Source organism: Streptomyces sp. NPDC048172 (assembly GCF_043202595.1).
In the GTDB taxonomy this organism is placed as follows: Bacteria; Actinomycetota; Actinomycetes; order Streptomycetales; family Streptomycetaceae; genus Streptomyces.
In genome coordinates this window covers 160,330-178,763 of record NZ_JBIDAT010000010.1, presented here as the reverse complement: position 1 = coordinate 178,763, position 18,434 = coordinate 160,330, and the positions used below count along the sequence as shown (strand labels likewise).

The window sequence follows — 18,434 nt, the reverse complement described above, 5'->3', positions numbered from 1 at the left end:
GCGCATGTTGTGCAGCGCGAAACGCGCATTGCGCATACTGCAACGGAACTTGGGGGTGACGTCGTGAAGGTGTCCGTGCGGATAGCCGCCTCGGTGGCGGCGCTGGGGATGGCCGGGCTCGCCGCCGCGGGCTGCGCGCCGTCGACTTCGGACGGTGGGGCGAAGGAGGACGAGAAGAGCGGCAAGCTCCGCGTCTGGCTCTTCCGGGAGGTCGGCAACAAGCCCAAGGAGAAGGTCGTCGAGGACGTCGTCTCCCGCTACGAGAAGAAGCACGAGGACGTCACCGTCGACGTCCAGTACATCCCGGTCGACAGCCGGGCCGAGAAGATCAAGGGCGCGCTCAACGACCCCAAGTCGGCCCCGGACGTCATCGAGTACGGCAACACCGACACCGCCGGGTACGTCAACGACGGCGGACTCGCGGACATCAGCGAGGAGTTCGGCGACTGGGGCGCCACCGCGCAGACCGACAAGACCGCCAAGGAGTCGGTCACCGTCGACGGCAAGCAGTACGGCGCCCCCCTCTTCGTCGGCGTCCGGGCGCTCTACTACCGCACCGACGTCTTCAAGGAGCTGGACCTCAAGCCGCCGAAGACCCTCGGCGAGATCGCCTCCACCGCGAAGAAGATCCGCGAGAAGAAGCCCGAGCTGTACGGGATCGCGGTCGGCGGCGCCTACACGTACGGCGCGATGCCCTTCGTCTGGGCCCACGGCGGCGAACTGGCCGAGCCCAAGGGCGAGGAGTTCGCCTCGGCCGTCGACTCGCCGGAGGCCCGTAAGGGGATCAAGGCCTACACCGGCCTGTTCGGCGACGACAACTGCCCCGCGGGCAAGTGCGCCAAGATGGGCGGCAACGAGACCGTCGAGGCGTTCGCGGGCGGCAAGGCCGGCATGGCCATCGGCGGCGACTTCAACCGCCAGGCCATGGAGGACGGCGCGGTCAAGGGCAAGTACGGCGTCGTCCCGCTGCCCGGCGTCAAGAAGGACACCATCGCGCCCGCCTTCGCCGGGGGCAACAACATCGGCGTCCTCAAGAGCAGCGAGCACCGCACGCTCGCCGTCGACTTCCTCAAGGAGATCGCGGGCAAGCGCACCCAGGAGGAGCTCTTCGCCGCCATGGGCTTCCTGCCCACCTTCAGCGACACCCGCGCGAAGGTCGCCAAGAAGGAGCCCTTCGTCAAGCCGTTCGTCGAGACCCTCGACGCCGGGACGAAGTTCGTGCCCGTCAGCCCCGCCTGGGGCGAGATCGACGCCTCGCTGATCCTCCCCGGCATGTTCCAGGAGATCGTCAGCGGCAAGAAGGACGTCAAGGGCGCCTCCGGCGACGCCGCCAAGAAGATGGACGAGGTCTTCGTGAAGTGAGCGGCACGGTGAGCGGCACGACGACGGCCGTGGCGTCCCCGTCCGCCACGGCCCCGGGGCCGGAGGACGGGGGAGGGGGAAGGGGAAGGGGAAGGGGCGGGCGACGGGAGCGGCGCGGTGCCGCCGCGCGGCGCCACCCCCGCTGGACGCCCTGGCTCTATCTGCTGCCCGCGCTGGTGGTCATCGGCGGACTGCTCGTCTACCCCATCTACCAGCTCGGCCTGATCTCCCTCTTCGACTACACCCAGGCCCAGGCCAGCGGCGGCGAACCCGCCGAGTTCCTGGGCTTCGCCAACTACTCCGAGCTGCTCGGCGACAGCCAGTTCTGGGACGTGCTGCTGGCCACCGTGGTCTTCGCCGCCGCCTGCGTCGTCGGCACCCTGGTCGTCGGCTGCTCGCTGGCCGTGCTGCTCACCCGGGTACGGGCCGTGCCCCGGCTGGCGCTGATGCTGGCCGCGCTCGGCGCCTGGGCCACGCCCGCGATCACCGGATCCACCGTCTGGGTCTTCCTCTTCGACCCCGACTTCGGCCCCGTCAACCGGATCCTCGGCCTCGGCGACCACTCCTGGACGTACGAGCGGATGAGCGCGTTCGCCCTCGTCTTCTTCGAGGTCGTCTGGTGCTCGTTCCCGCTGGTGATGGTCACCACGTACGCGGGCATCCGCGCGATTCCGGCGGAGGTCCTGGAGGCCGCGTCGCTGGACGGGGCGAGCGTCTTCCGCATCTGGCGCAGCGTGATGGCGCCGATGCTGCGGCCGATCCTGATCGTCGTCACCATCCAGTCGATCATCTGGGACTTCAAGGTGTTCACCCAGATCTACGTCATGACGGGAGGCGGCGGCATCGCGGGCCAGAACCTCGTGCTCAACGTCTACGCGTACCAGAAGGCGTTCTCCTCCTCCCAGTACGGCCTCGGCTCCGCGATCGGCATCGTCATGCTGCTCATCCTGCTCGGCGTGACGCTCGTGTACTTGCGGCTGCTGCGGCGGAACGGGGAAGAGCTGTGAGATCGCTGGGTGTGAAGTCACTGATGCAGAAGCCCTGGCGGACGGCGGCCGAGCTGAGCGCGCTGCTCATCGCCGTCGTCGTCGCCTTCCCCCTCTACTGGATGGTGCTCTCGGCGTTCAAGCCCGCCGGGGAGGTACGGGGCGACCGGCCCGTGCCCTGGACGCTCTCGCCCTCGCTCGACTCCTTCCGGCGGGTCTTCGAGAACGAGGACTTCGGGCGGTACTTCGTCAACAGCGTCGTCGTCGCGCTGAGCGTCGTCCTCGTCTCGGCGCTGATCGCCTTCCTCGCCGCGACCGCCGTGACCCGCTTCCGCTTCAAGCTCCGTACGACGGTGCTCATCCTCTTCCTCGTCGCGCAGATGGTGCCCGTCGAGGCGCTGACGATCCCGATGTTCTTCCTCATGCGGGACTTCGGGGCGCTCAACTCGCTGGTCTCGCTGGTGCTGCCGCACCTCGCCTTCTCACTGCCCTTCGCCGTGTGGATGCTGCGGGGCTTCGTGAAGGCGGTGCCGGACTCGCTGGAGGAACAGGCGTTCATCGACGGCGCGAGCCGCACCCGCTTCCTCTGGCAGATCCTCTTCCCGCTCGTCCTCCCCGGCCTGGTCGCGACGAGCGTCTTCTCCTTCATCTCGACCTGGAACGACTTCCTCTTCGCGAAGTCCTTCATCATCAGCGAACCGGCGAACCAGACGCTGCCGATGGCCCTGCTGGTCTTCTACGACAAGGAGACCCCGGACTGGGGCGGCGTCATGGCGGCCTCCACGGTCATGACGATCCCCGTCCTCATCTTCTTCGTGGCCGTGCACCGGAGGCTGGTCTCCGGCCTCGGCGGCGCCGTCAAGGACTGACGCCCCGCACTCGCTTCCCGTACGGAAGGAACACCATGCACGACCTGATCCCCGCCCCCCGCCTGGTCCGAGAGGGAGAAGGGGAGGACTTCGTCCTCGACGGGAGGACGGCGCTGCGCGCGGGCCCCGGAACGGAAGAGGTGGCCCGGCAGCTCCGGCGCGAACTGCCCACCCTGCCCCTGCTCCCGCCGGACGGGAACGAGACCGGCGCCCTCGTCCTCTCCCTCGACCCCGCCCTCGGCGAGGAGGCGTACCGCCTCACCGTCGGCGCCGGGCGCGTGGAGATCACCGGCGGGACGGCCGCCGGAGCGTACTGGGGTGTCCAGACGCTCCGGCAGCTCCTGCCGCCCGACTTCTACCGGCGGGCCGGAGCGCGGGAGGCGCGGCTCCGTCCCGTCCACGTCGAGGACGAGCCGCGCTTCGCGTGGCGCGGGTTCATGCTCGACGTCTCCCGGCACTTCACCCCGAAGGACGGCGTGCTGCGCACGCTCGACCTGCTCGCCGCGCACAAGTTCAACGTCTTCCACTTCCACCTCACCGACGACCAGGGCTGGCGGATCGAGATCCGTAAGCACCCGCGCCTCACCGAGGTCGGCGCCACCCGCCCCCGCTCCCGCGTCGGCCACCGCGACGGCGACATGTGGGACCCCCAGCCGCACGGCGGCTTCTACACGCAGGACGACATCCGCGAGATCGTCGCCTACGCCGCCGACCGCCACATCACCGTCGTCCCCGAGATCGACATCCCGGGGCACTCGCAGGCCGCCATCGCCGCCTACCCGTTCCTGGGGAACGCGGACGTCATCGACACGGAGGCGCTGGAGCCGTGGACCGAGTGGGGCGTGAACCCCACCGTCCTCGCGCCCACCGACGCCGTCCTCCGCTTCTACGAGGAGGTGCTGGAGGAGGTCCTGGAGCTGTTCCCCTCGCCCTACGTCCACGTCGGCGGCGACGAGTGCCCGACCGAGCAGTGGAGCGCCTCGGCCACGGCCCGCGCGCGGATGGCGGAGGAGGGGCTGAGCGAACCCGGCGACCTCCAGGCCTGGTTCAACCGGCACTTCGGGAAGTGGCTGGCCGCGCGCGGGCGGCGGCTCGCGGGCTGGGACGAGATCCTGGAGAGCCGCGACCCCCGCACCGCCCCCTCCGGCGAACCCACGGCGGACCGCGAGATCCCCGAGGGGACGCTCATCTGGTCCTGGCGCGGCTACTCCGGCGGCGTCGCCGCCGCCGAGGCCGGGCACGACGTGGTGATGTGCCCCGAGCAGCAGGTGTACCTCAACTTCCGGCAGGCGGAGGGCGAGGAGGAGCCCGCGCCCGTCGGCTACGTACGGACGCTGCGCGACGTCTACCGCTTCGAGCCGCTGCCCCCGCGGCTGGCCGGGACCCCGGCCGCGCGGCACGTCGTCGGCACGCAGGCCAACATGTGGACCGAGTGCACCGACACCCGGCAGCGCCTGGACTACCAGGTCTTCCCCCGGCTCAGCGCCTTCGCCGAGGTCGCGTGGTCGGCCCTGCCGGTGCCGGAGGAACGGGACTTCGCCGACTTCGAGCGGCGCATGACGGAGGCCCACTACCCGCGCCTGGACGCCCTCGGCGTGAACTACCGTCCGCCGTCGGGCCCTTATCCGTGGCAGCGTCGCCCCGGCGTTCCCGGACGTCCGCTCGAAGGGCCGCCCCCGATCGTGTGAGGAAGCACCGAGGCTGACCCGGCCTCCCCGGCTCCTGCCCAACACTCACCAAGCACGGTATTCCGCTCCCGAAGGGACAGCTCGGACAGGTCCGTCAGCGGGGACACATCGGGTGTCATGGACGGATCCGTCCTTCCTGGACCCTCGTGTCAGCAGCCCGCCGAGATGTGCCAGAGTTGCCTCGTCCGGGCTGTGAGCACGTACCGTACGGCAGTGCAGCCGGGAAAACCGGGGAAGGGGCAGCCAGGTTGAGCACGCACGTACAGCACGTATCGCATGCACCGCGCGACGCGCACGCTGTGCCCTCTGTCATGCTGCCGAGCACGCTGGACGAGGCGGTCGCGGCGCTCGCCGCCGTGCCCGCCGCCGTCCCCGTCGCGGGCGGCACCGACCTGATGGCCGAGGTGAACTCGGGCCAGCTCCGCCCGGCCGCGCTCGTCGGTCTCGGGCGGATCAGCGAGATCCGCGGCTGGGAGTACCAGGACGGGCACGCCGTGCTCGGCGTCGGCCTCACCCACGCCCGGATGGGCCGCCCCGACTTCGCCGCGCTCATCCCCGCCCTCGCCGCCGCGTCCCGCGCCGCGGGCCCGCCCCAGATCCGGAACGCCGGAACGCTCGGCGGGAACGTCGTCAGCGCCTCCCCGACCGGCGACGCCCTGCCCGTGCTCGCCGCACTGGAGGCCACCCTCGCCATCGCGGGCCCCGACGGCGCCCGCCGCGAGCTGCCCGTGAGCCACCTCCTCGCGGGCATGGAGATGCTGCGGCCCGGCGAGGTCGTCGGCTATGTGCGCGTGCCGCTGCTGCACGCGCCGCAGACCTTCCTCAAGGCCACCGGCAGGACGGGCCCCAGCAGGGCGCTCGCCTCGGTGGCCGTGGTGCTCGACCCCATGAGGCGCGGGGTGCGGTGCGCCGTGGGCGCGGTGGCCCCGATGCCGCTGCGCCCGCTGGAGGCGGAACGCTGGATCGCCTCACTGATCGACTGGGACGGCGAACGAGGCCTCGCGCCGGAGGCGCTGAACGCCTTCGGGGAGTACGTCGCGATGGCGTGCATCCCCGACCCCGCACCGGAGGAGGGCGCGGAGCCCGGGTCGCCGGGCGCCGCCCCCGCACTCCCGCCCGCCGCGCTGCACCTGCGGCGTACGGTGGCGACACTGGCCCGCCGTGGACTCGGGAGGGCACTCGCATGAGCGGCGCACCGCACGACAACCGGAACCGGAACAACCCGGACGACGAGGGCAATGTCGACCGGAATCCGGAGTATCCGGAGTACCCGGAGTATCCGGAACACCAGGGGCACCCGGGGCAGTACGGCGTGCCGGGTACGCCCGGCCCGTACGCGCCCGGCGGTCCCTACGGCCAGGAGCGCCCGCAGGCATGGGGCACCGGTGAGTACGACGCCGACGCCACCGCCTTCGTCCAGCTCCCGCCCGACGCGCTGCCGCCGGAGATGCCGCTCGCCGCGCCCGGCACGGGCCAGGGCGGATACACGCCGCCGCCCATCGACCCGACCCCGCCGCACGGCTCCCCGATGACGCCCGAGGCCGCCGTCGACCCGGCGGCGACGGGCCACTGGACGATGCCGTTCGCCGGGGCTGCGCCCGAGCAGACCGGTCCCGGGCGGACCGGTCCCGAGCCGTCCGCGCCCGCGCCCGGTGCGGAACCGGAACCGGAGCTGGAAGCGGAATCCGCGCAGGAGTCGACAGGCGGCCCCGCCGCCGTGCTCGGCCAGGGCGCGGCGGCGGCGCTCGCCGGTTCGCACGAGGCCCGCACCCAGCGCCGCCCGCTCGGCGAGGGCGGCGGCGCGGGTGCGCCGGGTGCGCCTGGTGCCGTCGCCGATGCCGGTGCGGTGGCCGAGCCGTGGCGGGCGGAGCCCGCGCCTGCGGACACACCCGCGTGGGGCGTCGCGACGCCGCCGGTGCCCGCGCCCGCGCCTGCCGTCGAGCCGGAACCGGAGCCGGAGGTCGTCGAGGCCGAGCCCGAGTCCGAGGCCTTCGAGTCCGAGCCCGAGGCTGTCGAGCCCGAGGTCGATGCCGCCCAGGTTCCCGCGATGTCGCCCGCCGACGACCCGTACGCGCCCAACACCCCGGCCGTCGACAGCGAACACCCGCACACCTCCTACGTCCTGCACGTCAACGGCGTCGACCGGCCCGTCACCAGCGCGTGGATCGGTGAGTCGCTGCTCTACGTGCTGCGTGAGCGCCTCGGCCTCGCCGGGGCCAAGGACGGCTGCGCGCAGGGCGAGTGCGGGGCCTGCTCCGTCCAGGTCGACGGCCGCCTCGTGGCCGCCTGCCTGGTGCCCGCCGCGACGACCGCCGGGTGCGAGATCCGTACGGTCGAGGGCCTCGCCTCGAACGGCGTCCCCTCCGACGTGCAGTGCGCCCTCGCCGAGAGCGGCTCCGTGCAGTGCGGCTTCTGCGTGCCGGGGCTCGCCATGACCGTGCACGATCTGCTGGAGGGCAACCACGCGCCCACCGAGCTGGAGACCCGCCAGGCGATCAGCGGCAACCTCTGCCGCTGCTCCGGCTACCGGGGCGTGCTGGACGCCGTCCAGAAGGTCGTCGGCGACCGTTCCGCGTCCGCGGAGGGAGCCGAGGCGGAGAGCGCCGCGATTCCCCAGCAGGCCCGTAACCCCCAGTGGGGTGGCGCGTGATGCGGTCTGCTGTTTGCCGTGAACGCCGTGGACGCCTTCCGGGCAGCCCCGCGAGGCGCGTGCGCGACCGCGGGTGCGCGGGGGCTGGCCGCGCAGTTCCCCGCGCCCCTGAACGGGCCACTCAGCAGTGCCCCGTCAGGGGCGCGGGGAACTGCGCGATCAGCCACGAAGCACGCGCGGCCTGCGACGCACGAGCAGGGGCAGCCCCTTCGCAGCGGAACACAGAAAGGGCGGGGCGATGACCGAGACAGTCGAGGGCGGCATTCGCCTGGGCGGCGAGCCCGAGCCGCACGGGCTCGGCGCCTCCGTGCAGGCCGCCGACGTCTACGCCAAGGCGGCGGGCACGTATCCGTACGCCGCCGACCTGTGGGCCGAGGGCCTGCTGTGGGCCGCCGTCCACCGCGCCCCGCACCCGCACGCCCGTATCGTCTCGATCGACACCGAGGAAGCCGCCGCCATGCCCGGCGTGCGTGCCGTGATCACGCACGCGGACGTGCCGGGCGACGCCGCGCACGGACGGCGCGTCGCCGACCAGCCCGCGTTCGCGCGGGACGTGGTGCGCTACTACGGCGAGCCGATCGCCGCCGTCGCCGCCGATCACCCCGACACGGCACGGCTCGCCGCCGCCGCCATCGACGTCGAGTACGAGGTGCTGGAGCCGGTCACCGACCCGGAGAAGTCCTTCGAGTCCGAGCCGCTGCACCCCGACGGCAATCTGCTCCGGCACATCCCGCTGCGCTACGGCGACCACGACGTCGTCGGCGACGTGGTCGTCGAGGGGCTCTACCGGATCGGCCGCCAGGACCCCGCGCCCGTGGGGGCCGAGGCCGCGCTCGCGGTGCCGCGCCCGGACGGCGGCGTGGAGCTCTACACCGCCTCCACCGACCCGCACACCGACCGCGACCTGGCCGCCGCCTGCTTCGGACTGCCGCCCGAGCAGGTCAAGATCGTCGTGACCGGCGTCCCCGGTGCGCTCGGCGACCGTGACGACGCGAGTCTCGGCGTGCCGCTCGGGCTGCTCGCGATGCGCACCGGCTGCCCGGTGAAGATCGCCGTGACCCGTGAGGAATCCTTCCTGGGCCACCCGCACCGCCACCCCACCCTGCTCCGCTACCGCCACCACGCGGACAGCGAGGGCAAGCTGCTCAAGGTCGAGGCGCAGATCCTGCTCGACGGCGGCGCGTACGCCGACACGTCCTCGGACGCGCTCGCCGCCGCCGTCTCCTTCGCCGCCGGCCCGTACGTCGTCCCGCACGCGGTGATCGACGGCTGGGTCGTACGGACGAACAACCCGCCGTCCGGGCACATGCGCGGCGAGGGCGCGATGCAGGTCTGCGCCGCGTACGAGGGCCAGATGGACAAGCTCGCCGAGCGGCTCGGCATCGGCCGGGTCGAGCTGCGGATGCGGAACGTGCTGGCGACCGGCGACCTGCTCCCGACCGGCCAGACCGTCACCTGCCCGGCCCCCGTGGCCGAACTCCTCACCGCCGTGCGGGAGGCGCCGCTCCCCGCGCTGCCCAAGGAGGGCCCGGAGTCCGAGTGGCTGCTGCCCGGCGGCCCGGAGGGCGCGGGCGAGCCGTCGGCCGTCCGGCGCGGGATCGGCTACGCGCTGGGCATGGTCCACATGCTCGGCGCCGAGGGCACCGACGAGGTGTCCACCGCCACCGTCAAGGTCAGCGGCTCGGTCGCCACGGTGATGTGCGCGGCGGTCGAGGCGGGCCAGGGCTTCGCGACCCTCGCCCGGCAGATCGTCCAGGAGACCCTGGGCATCGACGAGGTGCACGTCGCCTCCATCGACACCGACCAGCCCCCGGCGGGCGCGGGCGCGCGCGGGCGCCACACCTGGGTCTCGGGCGGCGCGGTCGAGCGGGCCGCGAAGATGGTCCGCACGCAGCTGCTCCAGCCGCTGGCCGCCAAGTTCGGGATGTCGACGGAGCTGCTGTCGATCGCGGACGGCAAGATCACCTCGTACGACGGCGTCCTCTCGACGACCGTCGCCGAGGCCCTGGAGGGCAAGGAGCTGTGGGCCACGGCCCAGTGCCGCCCCCACCCGACCGAGCCGCTGGACGAGACGGGGCAGGGCGACGCGTTCGTCGGCCTTGCCTTCGCGGCCGTACGGGCCGTGGTGGACGTGGACATCGAGCTGGGCTCGATCCGTGTCGTGGAGGTCGCCCTCGCGCAGGACGTCGGCCGGATCCTCAACCCGCGCCAGCTCCACGCCCGGATCGAGGCGGGTGTGACCCAGGGCATCGGCACGGCGCTCACGGAGCATCTGCGCGTCGCGAAGGGCGTGGTCCGCCACCCCGACCTGACCGCGTACGCCCTGCCGACGGCCCTGGACGCGCCGGATGTCAAGATCGTCAAGTTGATCGAGGAGCGTGACGTGGTCGCCCCGTTCGGCGCCAAGGCGGCGTCCACGGTCCCGGTCGTCGTCTCCCCGGCGGCGGTCGCCGCGGCGGTACGGTCGGCGACGGGCCGCCCGGTCAACCGCCTCCCGATCCGCCCCCAGGCGGCGGTCAGCGGGTCCTGAGTCAGCGGGTCTTGAACGAGCGGCGGAGCGCCGCCTTGTCCTCCCAGGACTCCGTCGCGGGGCCCTTGGTCATGTCGGGGAAGAAGCTGTCGTGGCGGCGGAAGAACTCGGCGCGCTCCTCGTCGCTCATGCCGCCCACCGTGGCGAGCCCCTCGAAGTAGCCCTCGCGCGCCGCTCCCGGTGCGAAGAGCATCAGGAACTCGGCGGGCTCGCCGGAGATGTTGCCGAACGAGTGCACGCCGCCCGGCGGGATGTAGAGGTAGTCGCCCTGGGACGCGTCGAACCAGCGTTCCCCGTCGAAGACGTGGATCTCGCCGGACAGGACGTAGAACGACTCGGACATCGTCTTGTGGAAGTGCGTGCTCGTCCCGCCGGGCTCCGGGCCCATGACGTTCTTGTAGAGCCCGAAGAGGCCGTTCGTGCTGAGGCGGGTGGAGAGGTAGTGGAACTCGGTGCCGGGGCGCGGCGCGTAGTCGGCCGGGGCGTCGGCGGGCCGGAAGGACGCGTTGACCTCGCCCTCGTCGCCGTCGTAGATGATCTCGGGATAGTCGGGGGACAGGAAGCTCATGCCGGTCTCCTGGGTTCGTGGGCGTAGAGGCGCAGGAACGCCCGTACGCCGTCGGTGATGATCTCCTCGACCGTGGCCGGGGGCAGCGGGAGGGCTCCGTGGAAGGAGCGGAGCAGCACGTCGTTCTGGGTCAGCGAGTTGAGCCGGGCGGCGGCCTTCTCCGCGTCGTCCAGCTCCAGCAGTCCCCGGTCGGCGATCCGCCGGAGGTAGGGGGCGAGGCGCTGGTGCGCTGAGGGCGGGCCGTGCGCGCGCCACTTCTCCAGCACGTGCGGGGGCAGCCGGGCCACCTCCGCGTGGATCGCGCGGACGAGCGCGAAGTGCTCGGGGAACTCGGTGACGGCCCGCGCCCTCTCCAGGCAGAAGGCCGTCAGGTCCTCCTCCAGGTCGACGATCTTCCGCAGATGGCGCTCCAGCAGTACGTGCACGGCCTCGGTGACCGCGTCGGCGCCCTCGATCGCGACCGTGCAGAAGAGGTCTTCCTTGTCCGCGAAGTGGTTGTAGATGGTGCGCTTGGCCACGCCCGACTCGGCGGCGATGGCGTCCACACCGGCCCGTGTGTACCCCTCCCGCCCGAACACCAGCCGCGCGGCACGGGTGATGGCCTGGCGTTTGTCGGGCCTGCCGCCGAGGCGCGGCGCCGTGGGTTCGGACACAGGTGCTTCTCCCTGAGCTGGCCGTGAACGGATTGCACCGTGTGGTGCATCAAGGAGACTGAACGGTAGAGCTTTTGCACTGGGTAGTGCAATAGCCTGCCGTGACGGCTACGCGAGGAACTCTTCGAGGAGCGGCCGGAGAAGCTCCGGCTCGTCGACCCAGGGGTAGTGGCCTACGCCGTGCAGGGGCCGGACGCGGGCGTCGGGGAAGCAGGCGGCCACCGCCTCGCCCGCGCGCATGCCGGTGACCCCGTCGCGGTCCCCGGTCACCACGAGCACCGGCGCCTCCACCGCCGCGAGCCCGTCCAGGACGGCCCGGCGCTCGCCCTCCGACACGCCCTGCCAGAAGGCGGCGCGCGGCACGGGGTTGAGCTGGACCCCCTCGTCCGCCGCGTGCTCCTGCTGCGGCAGCTCCCAGTGCCCGTACGCCAGCGGCGCGGCCCGCAGCAGCAGGCTCCGGATCTCGTCGAGGTCCGTCGCGTGGGAGAGCATCCGGACGGCGACGTAGGCGTCCTCCCACCAGTCCTCGTCCGCCGCGCGGGCCTCGAAGATCTCGCGGGCGTCGTCGGGCAGCAGGCCCTGGAGGCGGGAGCCGGGGTTCAGGAGGATCAGGTGGCTGAGGCGGCTGGGGTGCGCGGCGGCGTACGCCTGCGCCGTGGCGGTCCCCGCGTCGTGCGCGAGCAGCGCGAAGCGCTCCAGGCCGAGATGGGCGCGGAGGGCCTCGACGTCCTCGGCGAGCCGCGGGAAGGCGTAGGCGCCGGGGGCGGCGGGCGGCGGTGAGGCACCGCTGCCGCGCTGGTCGGGGACGACGAGGGGGCGGAACGCGCTCAGCCCGCCGAGGTCCCCGAGGTACGCGGCGTCGCGCGCGGGTCCTCCGGCGAGACAGACGAGGGGAGGGGGAAGCTCCGCTTCCGGGTCACCGTCGCCCGCGTTCGTGCCGCCCGTACCGCCCGAACCGCCCGTCCGTACGCCGCCGAGTGTGCGGTAGGCGAGCTGCGCTCCGTCGTACGACGTGTAGTGGGGCATAAGGGAGAGTCTGCCGGAACACAGGGGGCTGTTCCGGGCAAGCCGGGACCGTTCGCCGGAACCGTGGGGCGGTGCCCGAGTGTCTTGAGAGGTGAACGGGGGGCAACGCGGGGGCAAAAGCGGAATGTCATGATCCCTTCACAATCGCCCGGGAACGCACAGGTTCGTACAACCGACCACGGTGGCGCCGTGTCGTACCCCACAGAGCACGGAGCGCTGGCGCGCAGGAGCGCCACCCACAGCGACCGGGCAGTCCTGTTTGGAGGAACAGTGCGCAAGCGATCTCTGACCGCCGGCATCGCCGTGGCCGGTGCCATGGCAGCGGGCCTCTCGCTCGTCGCGGTGCAGACGGCAGGTGCGGCTCCCGTCGACACGGACGCGAAGAGCGGAACGAAGGCGGCGGCCAAGGCCACCAAGGCCGCGGGCTACAAGGCGGACTTCAACGGCGACGGCTACGCCGACACCGTGAGCTCCGGCTCCAACGGGACGGTCGGCGGCGTCAAGGGCGCCGGTTACGTCACCGTCGTCTACGGCTCGGCCAAGGGCGCCAACCCCAAGCACCGCCAGATCATCACGCAGAAGACCTCCTGGGTCCCCGGCGACCCGGAGGAGGGCGGCGGCTGGGGCGGCGTCCTCGCGGCCCGCGACTTCGACGGCAACGGCGTCACGGACCTCGCCGTCTCCGCGCCCGGCAACGACACCGGCGTCACGATCCTCTGGGGCGCCAAGGGCAAGGGTCTCGACGCGGCCAACGCGCTGGAGAAGGAGGTCGACGGCTCCAAGATGGCCGCGGGCGACTTCAACGGCGACGGCAAGGACGACCTCGTCGTCGGCAAGAAGGGCAGCTGGTCCGACCTCCAGGTCCTGCACGGCCCGTTCAAGGGCGGCCAGGTGGCCGACTCCGAGGACGTGACGGCGGACGTCGGCGACAGCGAGCTGATGGAGGTCACCGCCGGTGACGTCACCGGCGACGGCGTCGACGACCTCGTCGGGACGTACGGCTTCGAGGAGATGTCCCGCAAGTCGCAGTTCTGGGCGGGCTCCAAGAGCGGCATGGGCAAGGCCGTCGAGACCCAGGACGCGGCCACCGCGACCGTCGGCGACGTCGACAAGGACGGCTACGGCGACCTCGTCATCCGTACCGTCCCGGGCGGCGTCCTGGAGAACCTGCCGTACGACCACGGCACGGTGAAGGTCCTCTACGGCACGAAGAACGGGCCCAGCGCCTCCCGTACGACCACGCTGACCCAGAACAGCGCGGGCGTGCCCGGCAAGAACGAGGAGGGCGACGAGTTCGGCGCCTCCCTCACCGCCGGTGACGTCAACGGCGACGGCTACGCGGACATCGCGGCGGGCGTCCCCGGCGAGGACATCGGCAGCGGCGCCTCCGGCAAGGACACCGGCGCCATCGTCCAGCTCCTCGGCGGCAAGGGCGGCCTCTCCGGCACCGGCGCCAAGAACTGGGACCAGGGCACGGCGGGCGTCCCCGGCGCCGTCGAGGCGGGCGACCGCTTCGGCCAGGCCGTGAGCCTGGGCGACACGGACAACGACGGCCACGACGACCTGGCCATCGGCGCCCCGGAGGAGGACGGCACGGCGGCCGAGAAGGACGCGGGCGCCGTCTGGTCCCTGCGCGGCTCCAAGTCCGGCCTCACCGCCACGGGCGTCACCTCCTGGGGCCCGACCGCCCTCGGCGCCCCGGCCGCGGACGCGCGCCTGGGCGGCACGTTCGCCCGCTGACGCGACTTCCCGCGTCTCAGCGAACGAGAAACAGGGCCGGGGGCCGAACGGCTCCCGGCCCCCGTGGGATCAGGCCGCGGCCCACTCCGGGTCGCGGCCCATCCATGCCGCCAAGTGGGTGTAGGCGTCGGCGTCCGGGCTCGCCTCGCGGACCGGGTCGAACGGCACCGGGGCGCCGCGGCGCTCCGGCGGGGCGATGAGGCCGCCGATCTCGCGGGCGAACGCGGCCAGTTCGGGGTCCAGGACCCCGGTCGGCAGGTCGAGGGCCCGCGCGAGGTCCCACGCGTGCACGATGGCGTCGCTCGCGACGACGGCGACGGCCATCCGGCCCGGCACCTCGCCGAAGGCCATCTGCATCTGCTGGTCGAGCAGGGCGTCGTCGGCCCACGCCTCGCGGACGCGCCCGGCCGCCTCGGTGAGCGCGGCGTGCCAGTCGCTGTCGTCACCGCCGTCGGCGGCGGCCGGTTCGCCGCCCGACCCGGCGGCGGCCGAACGGGCGGCCACGTCGAGGAGGTGGACCAGCAGATCGTGCACGGTCCACTCGGTGCACGGTGTCGGCGCGTCGAACTGCTCCGGCTTCGCCGCGTCGACGAGGCCGACGAGCTGGGCGAGCGCCCGGTCGTACAGCGGGCGCGCGTCGGGCAACGAGGACAGATCCATCACAGGCCTCCAACTGGACGGGAGTGGCGCCGCTTTCGGAACGCGACCGCACCAGAATCCCACGGGCCGGTGACGGCGGGACGGCGAGGTGGCGGCGGGGAAGAGTCGAAGTGGGACGCGCGTAGATGTCAACGTCCGTATGTCATTGTCATGCCCTTACCACATCGGTACTGTGGCCGGTCTCAAGGCACGCACCAGCTCCATCCCCCCACCTCTCAGGAGCCAGCTATGCCCGGAGTCAGCAGCATCCGCAGCCTCGGCGGCAGTGCGCGGCGGACCGCGAAGGCCGCCCCGCTCGTCGCGGTCCTCGCCTCGGCGGCGCTTCTCGCCACCGGCACGATCCCGACCGCGTCGGCGGCCCCCGAGCCCTCCGACGACACCATGAACGCCGCGTTCGCCTCCGCCGCCGACCGGTTCGACGTCCCCCGCGACGTCCTGGCCGCCGTCGGCTACGGCGAGACCCACTTCGACGGCCACAAGGGCAAACCCAGCCAGGCCAACGGGTACGGCGTGATGCACCTCGTCAGCAACCCGGCCCGGCACACCCTCGAACAGGCCGCCGACCTCACCGGCGAGCCCGTCGCGAAGCTCCGCCGCGACACCGGCGCGAACATCCACGGCGGCGCCGCCGTCCTCCGCGCCTACGCCGACCGCCTCGGCCTCGACGCGGACGAGCGCGACGACGTGAACGCCTGGTACCCGGCCCTCACCAAGTACAGCGGCGCCAAGGGCGCGACGGCGCGGCTGTACGCGGACACGGTCTACTCGTTCCTCAAGAAGGGGATCAAGGCCAAGACCCCCGACGGCGAGCGCGTCGCCGTCACCGCGCGCGGCGTGGACCCGAAGAAGACGGGCGCGCCCAAGGCCGGGGCCCGTACGCAGAGCGAGGACTACCCCGACGCCAAGTGGGTCCCGGCGGACGGCAACAACTTCGCGGGCGGCAGGGCCGAGTCGCTCAACAAGATCGTCATCCATGTCACGCAGGGCTCGTACGCGGGTTCCATCAGCTGGTTCCAGAACCCCGAGGCCCAGGTCAGCGCCCACTACGTGGTCCGCTCCAAGGACGGCGAGGTCACCCAGATGGTGCGCGACAAGGACACGGCGTACCACGCGCGCAGCGCCAACGCCTCCTCGCTCGGCATCGAACACGAGGGCTACGTCGACGACCCGACCTGGTTCACCGACGCGATGTACCGCTCGTCGGCGGCCCTCACCCGGCACCTGGCCGACGCCCACGGCATCCCCAAGGACCGTGACCACATCATCGGCCACAGCGAGGCCCCCGGAAACGACCACACCGACCCCGGCCCGAACTGGGACTGGGACAAGTACATGGCGCTGGTCAAGGGCTGACCCGTCCCACGGCCCTGACGGATGCGGCGGCGAGGCACGCGACCCCGCCGCCGCACACCAGCACGGTGGTGAGCGACGTACGGTCCAGCACGAGCCCTCCCGCGAACGCGCCGAGGGCGAACGTCGCCTGGAAGGCGGCGGTGAACAGCACCCCCGCCGCCTCCGGCGCACCGCCTGCGCCCCTGCTGAACCAGTTCTGCGAACAGACCGGCACGGCGCCGTAGGCGGCGCCCCAGAGCAGGAGCAGCACGGCGGCGCCGACGAGTCCGCGCCCGACCAGGGGCAGCAACAGCGCAACGCCCCCGATCCCCGCCGCCGCGATCCCGAACGCGGCCCGCGGCCACCGCGCGACGGCCGCGCCCCCGGCGAAGTTCCCGGCGACCCCGGCCGCGCCGTAGAGGAGCAGCAGCGCGGTGACGGTGCCCGCGCCCACGCCGGTGACGCCCTCCAGGAACGGCGTCACGTAGGTGTACGTCCCGAAGTGCGCCAGCACGACGAGGAACGTCACGGTGAGCGCCGCACGCGTCGGCCGGGCCCGCAGCGTACGGAGCAGCACGGCGGCCCGCGTGGCCGTCCCGGCGGGCAGGCGGGGCACGGTCGCCGCCAGCGCCGCGCACACGAGGACGGACACCACCCCCATCACCGCGAACGCCGTCCGCCACCCCGCGAGATCCCCGAGCAGCGTGCCGAGCGGCACGCCGAGCACGGAGCCGAGGGGCACCCCGGCGAACACGAACGCGGTGGCCCGCGCCCTCTCCCGCTCCGGAACGAGCCGCGCGGCGACGCCCGCGGCGATCGACCAGAACCCTCCGATGACGACGCCGACCATCACCCGCGAGGCGAGCATGACGGGGAAGGACGTCGCACACGCGGCAATGAGATTCGCCGCCGCGAGCAACGCCATGAACGCGCACAGCATCACGCGCCGGTCCAGCCGCCCGGTCAGCACGGTCACGCCGGGCGCCGCACACGCGGCGAGCACCCCGGGCACGGCCATCATCAGCCCGGCCCGCCCATCCGAAACGTCGAAACTCCCCCCGATCCCGGTCAGCAGCCCCACGGGCAGGATCTCGGTGGTGACGATCGCGAAGATCCCCACCATGACGGCGACGACGGCGGACCAACGGGGGACAGGAACGGTTGCCATGCCGCCAAGTCCAACGCGGACCGATCCGGATATCCGGCGGGATCGCGACGTGAACCGTGCGGGGCGTCCGTCAGTCGTGGAGGATCAGCCGGTCGCAGAATTCCGCGACGGTGAGGGCGACCTCGCGTTCCGAGAACGACCCGAGGGGCTCGGGACGTTCGGCCGAGCTGAACCTCCAGGAACCGACGCTCCAGGAGATCACGATCTCCCCGGGATCCTCGAAGAACATGGAGTCGAAGGAGAAGGGGCGATGGGCGGGGGCGTCCTGGCGGAGCCAGTTCCGCAGGTGGTGCGCGAGTTCGGCGACCGGGAAGGCGTCGTCGGCGTAGAGCGTCGCGCCCCCGGCGACGATCTCGAAGTCGGCGAAGAGGCAGCTCGCCCGTCCGATCGGTGTCGACAGCTCTTCCCGACCGGCCGACGCGGGATCTGTACGCAGGTTTGTGAAAGAGAACGAGAGCATTGCTCTGTCCTAATCAGGCGTCTCGATCTCGACGCCGTACTTGCGCAGCGCGGAGAGCACGTAGCCCAGTTCGTCGGCGTCGATCGTTGCCCGGGTCGTTTCGAAGTTCCGCCACCGGAGGCGGAACGGGGGAGTGGCCAGGGTGTTGTTGAGGCAGTCGGCCAGTCCCGCGGGGCTGGAGCCGAGGTAGCCCGCGGGGCCGTTGGTGGCCTCGCCGAGGGCGCAGTAGAAGCTCTCGATGTTCGCGAGGTCGGCGCCATCGATCTCGTAGGTGTCGGCGTGCCCGTAGACGCGCGGCTCGTGCCCGGAGCGGAACCAGGTCTGCTGAGCCACGTGGACCCAGCTCTCGTGCGCTTCCGGGGGCAGCCGCTTCCACAGGCCGGTCTCGGTCGGCGGGCCCTGGTCGATCCAGGTCCGCCACAGCTCACGGGCGTAGGGGAACGGGCTTGCGTAGCCGCGCAGGTCGAAGGCCAGGTCGACGGCGCCGGGCACGGCCTCGCTCTCCCGGACGTTGGTCACCTCGATCTGACCGATGTAGTAGGACCCGATCTCCTCGTTCTGCCGGTTCCGGACCTGCAGTTCCATGTCTTCGAGCAGCAGCGGAATCCGCTCGGGCCGGAAGGAGGTGCCGATGACGGTGACGACATCCGACGTGCCCAGCGACGGCTCCACGAAGAAGCCGAGCAGGTCGGTGGCCGAGAGCACGTCCTTGCGGCTCTCTTCCTCGACGAGGACGTACATC

At 72.4% G+C, this 18,434-nt stretch carries 15 protein-coding genes and 1 pseudogene; 9 read left to right on the top strand and 7 right to left on the bottom strand.

Going from position 1 to position 18,434, the window contains the following annotated elements:
• Positions 1–63: 63 nt before the first annotated feature.
• The 7 genes from ACGF3A_RS36740 (at position 64) to ACGF3A_RS36710 (ending at position 10,085) form a co-directional block, all read left to right on the top strand.
• Positions 64–1,362 carry an extracellular solute-binding protein gene (locus ACGF3A_RS36740; protein WP_393734839.1) on the top strand — a complete coding sequence of 433 codons (1,299 nt, stop codon included), beginning with the start codon at positions 64–66 and terminating at the stop codon, positions 1,360–1,362.
• A gap of 8 nt (positions 1,363–1,370) precedes the next feature.
• Positions 1,371–2,369 carry a carbohydrate ABC transporter permease gene (locus ACGF3A_RS36735; protein WP_393734953.1) on the top strand — a complete coding sequence of 333 codons (999 nt, stop codon included), beginning with the start codon at positions 1,371–1,373 and terminating at the stop codon, positions 2,367–2,369.
• A 23-nt stretch (positions 2,370–2,392) separates the two neighbouring features.
• Complete coding sequence (locus ACGF3A_RS36730; protein WP_393734838.1) at positions 2,393–3,217, top strand: carbohydrate ABC transporter permease; 825 nt, start codon at positions 2,393–2,395, stop codon at positions 3,215–3,217.
• A gap of 35 nt (positions 3,218–3,252) precedes the next feature.
• Entirely contained in the window at positions 3,253–4,905 is a 1,653-nt protein-coding gene (locus tag ACGF3A_RS36725) for a beta-N-acetylhexosaminidase (RefSeq protein ID WP_393734837.1), read from the top strand.
• A 311-nt stretch (positions 4,906–5,216) separates the two neighbouring features.
• A complete protein-coding gene (locus tag ACGF3A_RS36720) occupies positions 5,217–6,092 on the top strand; it encodes an FAD binding domain-containing protein (protein ID WP_393734836.1) in 876 nt (291 codons plus the stop codon).
• A complete protein-coding gene (locus ACGF3A_RS36715) occupies positions 6,089–7,555 on the top strand; it encodes a 2Fe-2S iron-sulfur cluster-binding protein (RefSeq protein ID WP_393734835.1) in 1,467 nt (488 codons plus the stop codon). Before ACGF3A_RS36720 ends, ACGF3A_RS36715 begins: the two co-directional genes overlap by 4 nt.
• A gap of 238 nt (positions 7,556–7,793) precedes the next feature.
• Complete coding sequence (locus tag ACGF3A_RS36710; protein WP_393734834.1) at positions 7,794–10,085, top strand: xanthine dehydrogenase family protein molybdopterin-binding subunit; 2,292 nt, start codon at positions 7,794–7,796, stop codon at positions 10,083–10,085.
• A 1-nt stretch (position 10,086) separates the two neighbouring features.
• Here ACGF3A_RS36710 and ACGF3A_RS36705 read toward each other — a convergent pair whose 3' ends face one another.
• The 3 genes from ACGF3A_RS36705 to ACGF3A_RS36695 form a co-directional block, all read right to left on the bottom strand.
• Positions 10,087–10,653, bottom strand: coding sequence for a cupin domain-containing protein (locus tag ACGF3A_RS36705; protein WP_393734833.1), 567 nt, complete (start codon positions 10,651–10,653; stop codon positions 10,087–10,089).
• Positions 10,650–11,306, bottom strand: coding sequence for a TetR/AcrR family transcriptional regulator (locus tag ACGF3A_RS36700; protein WP_393734832.1), 657 nt, complete (start codon positions 11,304–11,306; stop codon positions 10,650–10,652). Before ACGF3A_RS36700 ends, ACGF3A_RS36705 begins: the two co-directional genes overlap by 4 nt.
• Positions 11,307–11,414: 108 nt before the next feature.
• Positions 11,415–12,332 carry an alpha/beta fold hydrolase gene (locus ACGF3A_RS36695; RefSeq protein WP_393734831.1) on the bottom strand — a complete coding sequence of 306 codons (918 nt, stop codon included), beginning with the start codon at positions 12,330–12,332 and terminating at the stop codon, positions 11,415–11,417.
• Positions 12,333–12,602: 270 nt separating this feature from the next.
• Here ACGF3A_RS36695 and ACGF3A_RS36690 point away from each other — a divergent pair, with 270 nt between their 5' ends.
• Positions 12,603–14,072, top strand: coding sequence for an FG-GAP-like repeat-containing protein (locus ACGF3A_RS36690; protein ID WP_393734830.1), 1,470 nt, complete (start codon positions 12,603–12,605; stop codon positions 14,070–14,072).
• Positions 14,073–14,141: 69 nt separating this feature from the next.
• On the opposite strand, the gene ACGF3A_RS36685 is transcribed toward ACGF3A_RS36690, so the two are convergent.
• Positions 14,142–14,732 carry a TIGR03086 family metal-binding protein gene (locus tag ACGF3A_RS36685; protein WP_393734829.1) on the bottom strand — a complete coding sequence of 197 codons (591 nt, stop codon included), beginning with the start codon at positions 14,730–14,732 and terminating at the stop codon, positions 14,142–14,144.
• 228 nt (positions 14,733–14,960) lie between these two features.
• On the opposite strand from ACGF3A_RS36685, the pseudogene ACGF3A_RS36680 reads away from it, so the two are divergent.
• Positions 14,961–16,082 (top strand): annotated as a pseudogene (locus ACGF3A_RS36680) (N-acetylmuramoyl-L-alanine amidase); the annotation flags it as partial.
• Here ACGF3A_RS36680 and ACGF3A_RS36675 read toward each other — a convergent pair.
• From ACGF3A_RS36675 to ACGF3A_RS36665, 3 genes are all read right to left on the bottom strand, one after another.
• Entirely contained in the window at positions 16,075–17,232 is a 1,158-nt protein-coding gene (locus ACGF3A_RS36675; protein ID WP_393734828.1) for an MFS transporter, read from the bottom strand. The pseudogene ACGF3A_RS36680 and the gene ACGF3A_RS36675 sit on opposite strands and share 8 nt — an antisense overlap.
• 70 nt (positions 17,233–17,302) lie before the next feature.
• The gene (locus tag ACGF3A_RS36670; RefSeq protein ID WP_393734827.1) at positions 17,303–17,692 is read right to left on the bottom strand and encodes a hypothetical protein; all 390 of its coding nucleotides are present in this window, start codon (positions 17,690–17,692) and stop codon (positions 17,303–17,305) included.
• 9 nt (positions 17,693–17,701) lie between these two features.
• Positions 17,702–18,433: a hypothetical protein gene (locus ACGF3A_RS36665; protein WP_393734826.1), complete on the bottom strand. Its 732-nt coding sequence runs from the start codon at positions 18,431–18,433 to the stop codon at positions 17,702–17,704.
• Position 18,434: the final 1 nt, after the last annotated feature.

Coding starts and splice junctions, on each gene's coding strand:
- ACGF3A_RS36705 (WP_393734833.1), bottom strand. CDS start 10,653: ATGAGCTTCCTGTCCCCCGACTATCCCGAGATCATCTACGACGGCGAC.
- ACGF3A_RS36685 (WP_393734829.1), bottom strand. CDS start 14,732: ATGGATCTGTCCTCGTTGCCCGACGCGCGCCCGCTGTACGACCGGGCG.
- ACGF3A_RS36665 (WP_393734826.1), bottom strand. CDS start 18,433: ATGTACGTCCTCGTCGAGGAAGAGAGCCGCAAGGACGTGCTCTCGGCC.
- ACGF3A_RS36725 (WP_393734837.1), top strand. CDS start 3,253: ATGCACGACCTGATCCCCGCCCCCCGCCTGGTCCGAGAGGGAGAAGGG.
- ACGF3A_RS36730 (WP_393734838.1), top strand. CDS start 2,393: ATGCAGAAGCCCTGGCGGACGGCGGCCGAGCTGAGCGCGCTGCTCATC.
- ACGF3A_RS36715 (WP_393734835.1), top strand. CDS start 6,089: ATGAGCGGCGCACCGCACGACAACCGGAACCGGAACAACCCGGACGAC.
- ACGF3A_RS36720 (WP_393734836.1), top strand. CDS start 5,217: ATGCTGCCGAGCACGCTGGACGAGGCGGTCGCGGCGCTCGCCGCCGTG.
- ACGF3A_RS36675 (WP_393734828.1), bottom strand. CDS start 17,232: ATGGCAACCGTTCCTGTCCCCCGTTGGTCCGCCGTCGTCGCCGTCATG.
- ACGF3A_RS36670 (WP_393734827.1), bottom strand. CDS start 17,692: ATGCTCTCGTTCTCTTTCACAAACCTGCGTACAGATCCCGCGTCGGCC.
- ACGF3A_RS36710 (WP_393734834.1), top strand. CDS start 7,794: ATGACCGAGACAGTCGAGGGCGGCATTCGCCTGGGCGGCGAGCCCGAG.
- ACGF3A_RS36695 (WP_393734831.1), bottom strand. CDS start 12,332: ATGCCCCACTACACGTCGTACGACGGAGCGCAGCTCGCCTACCGCACA.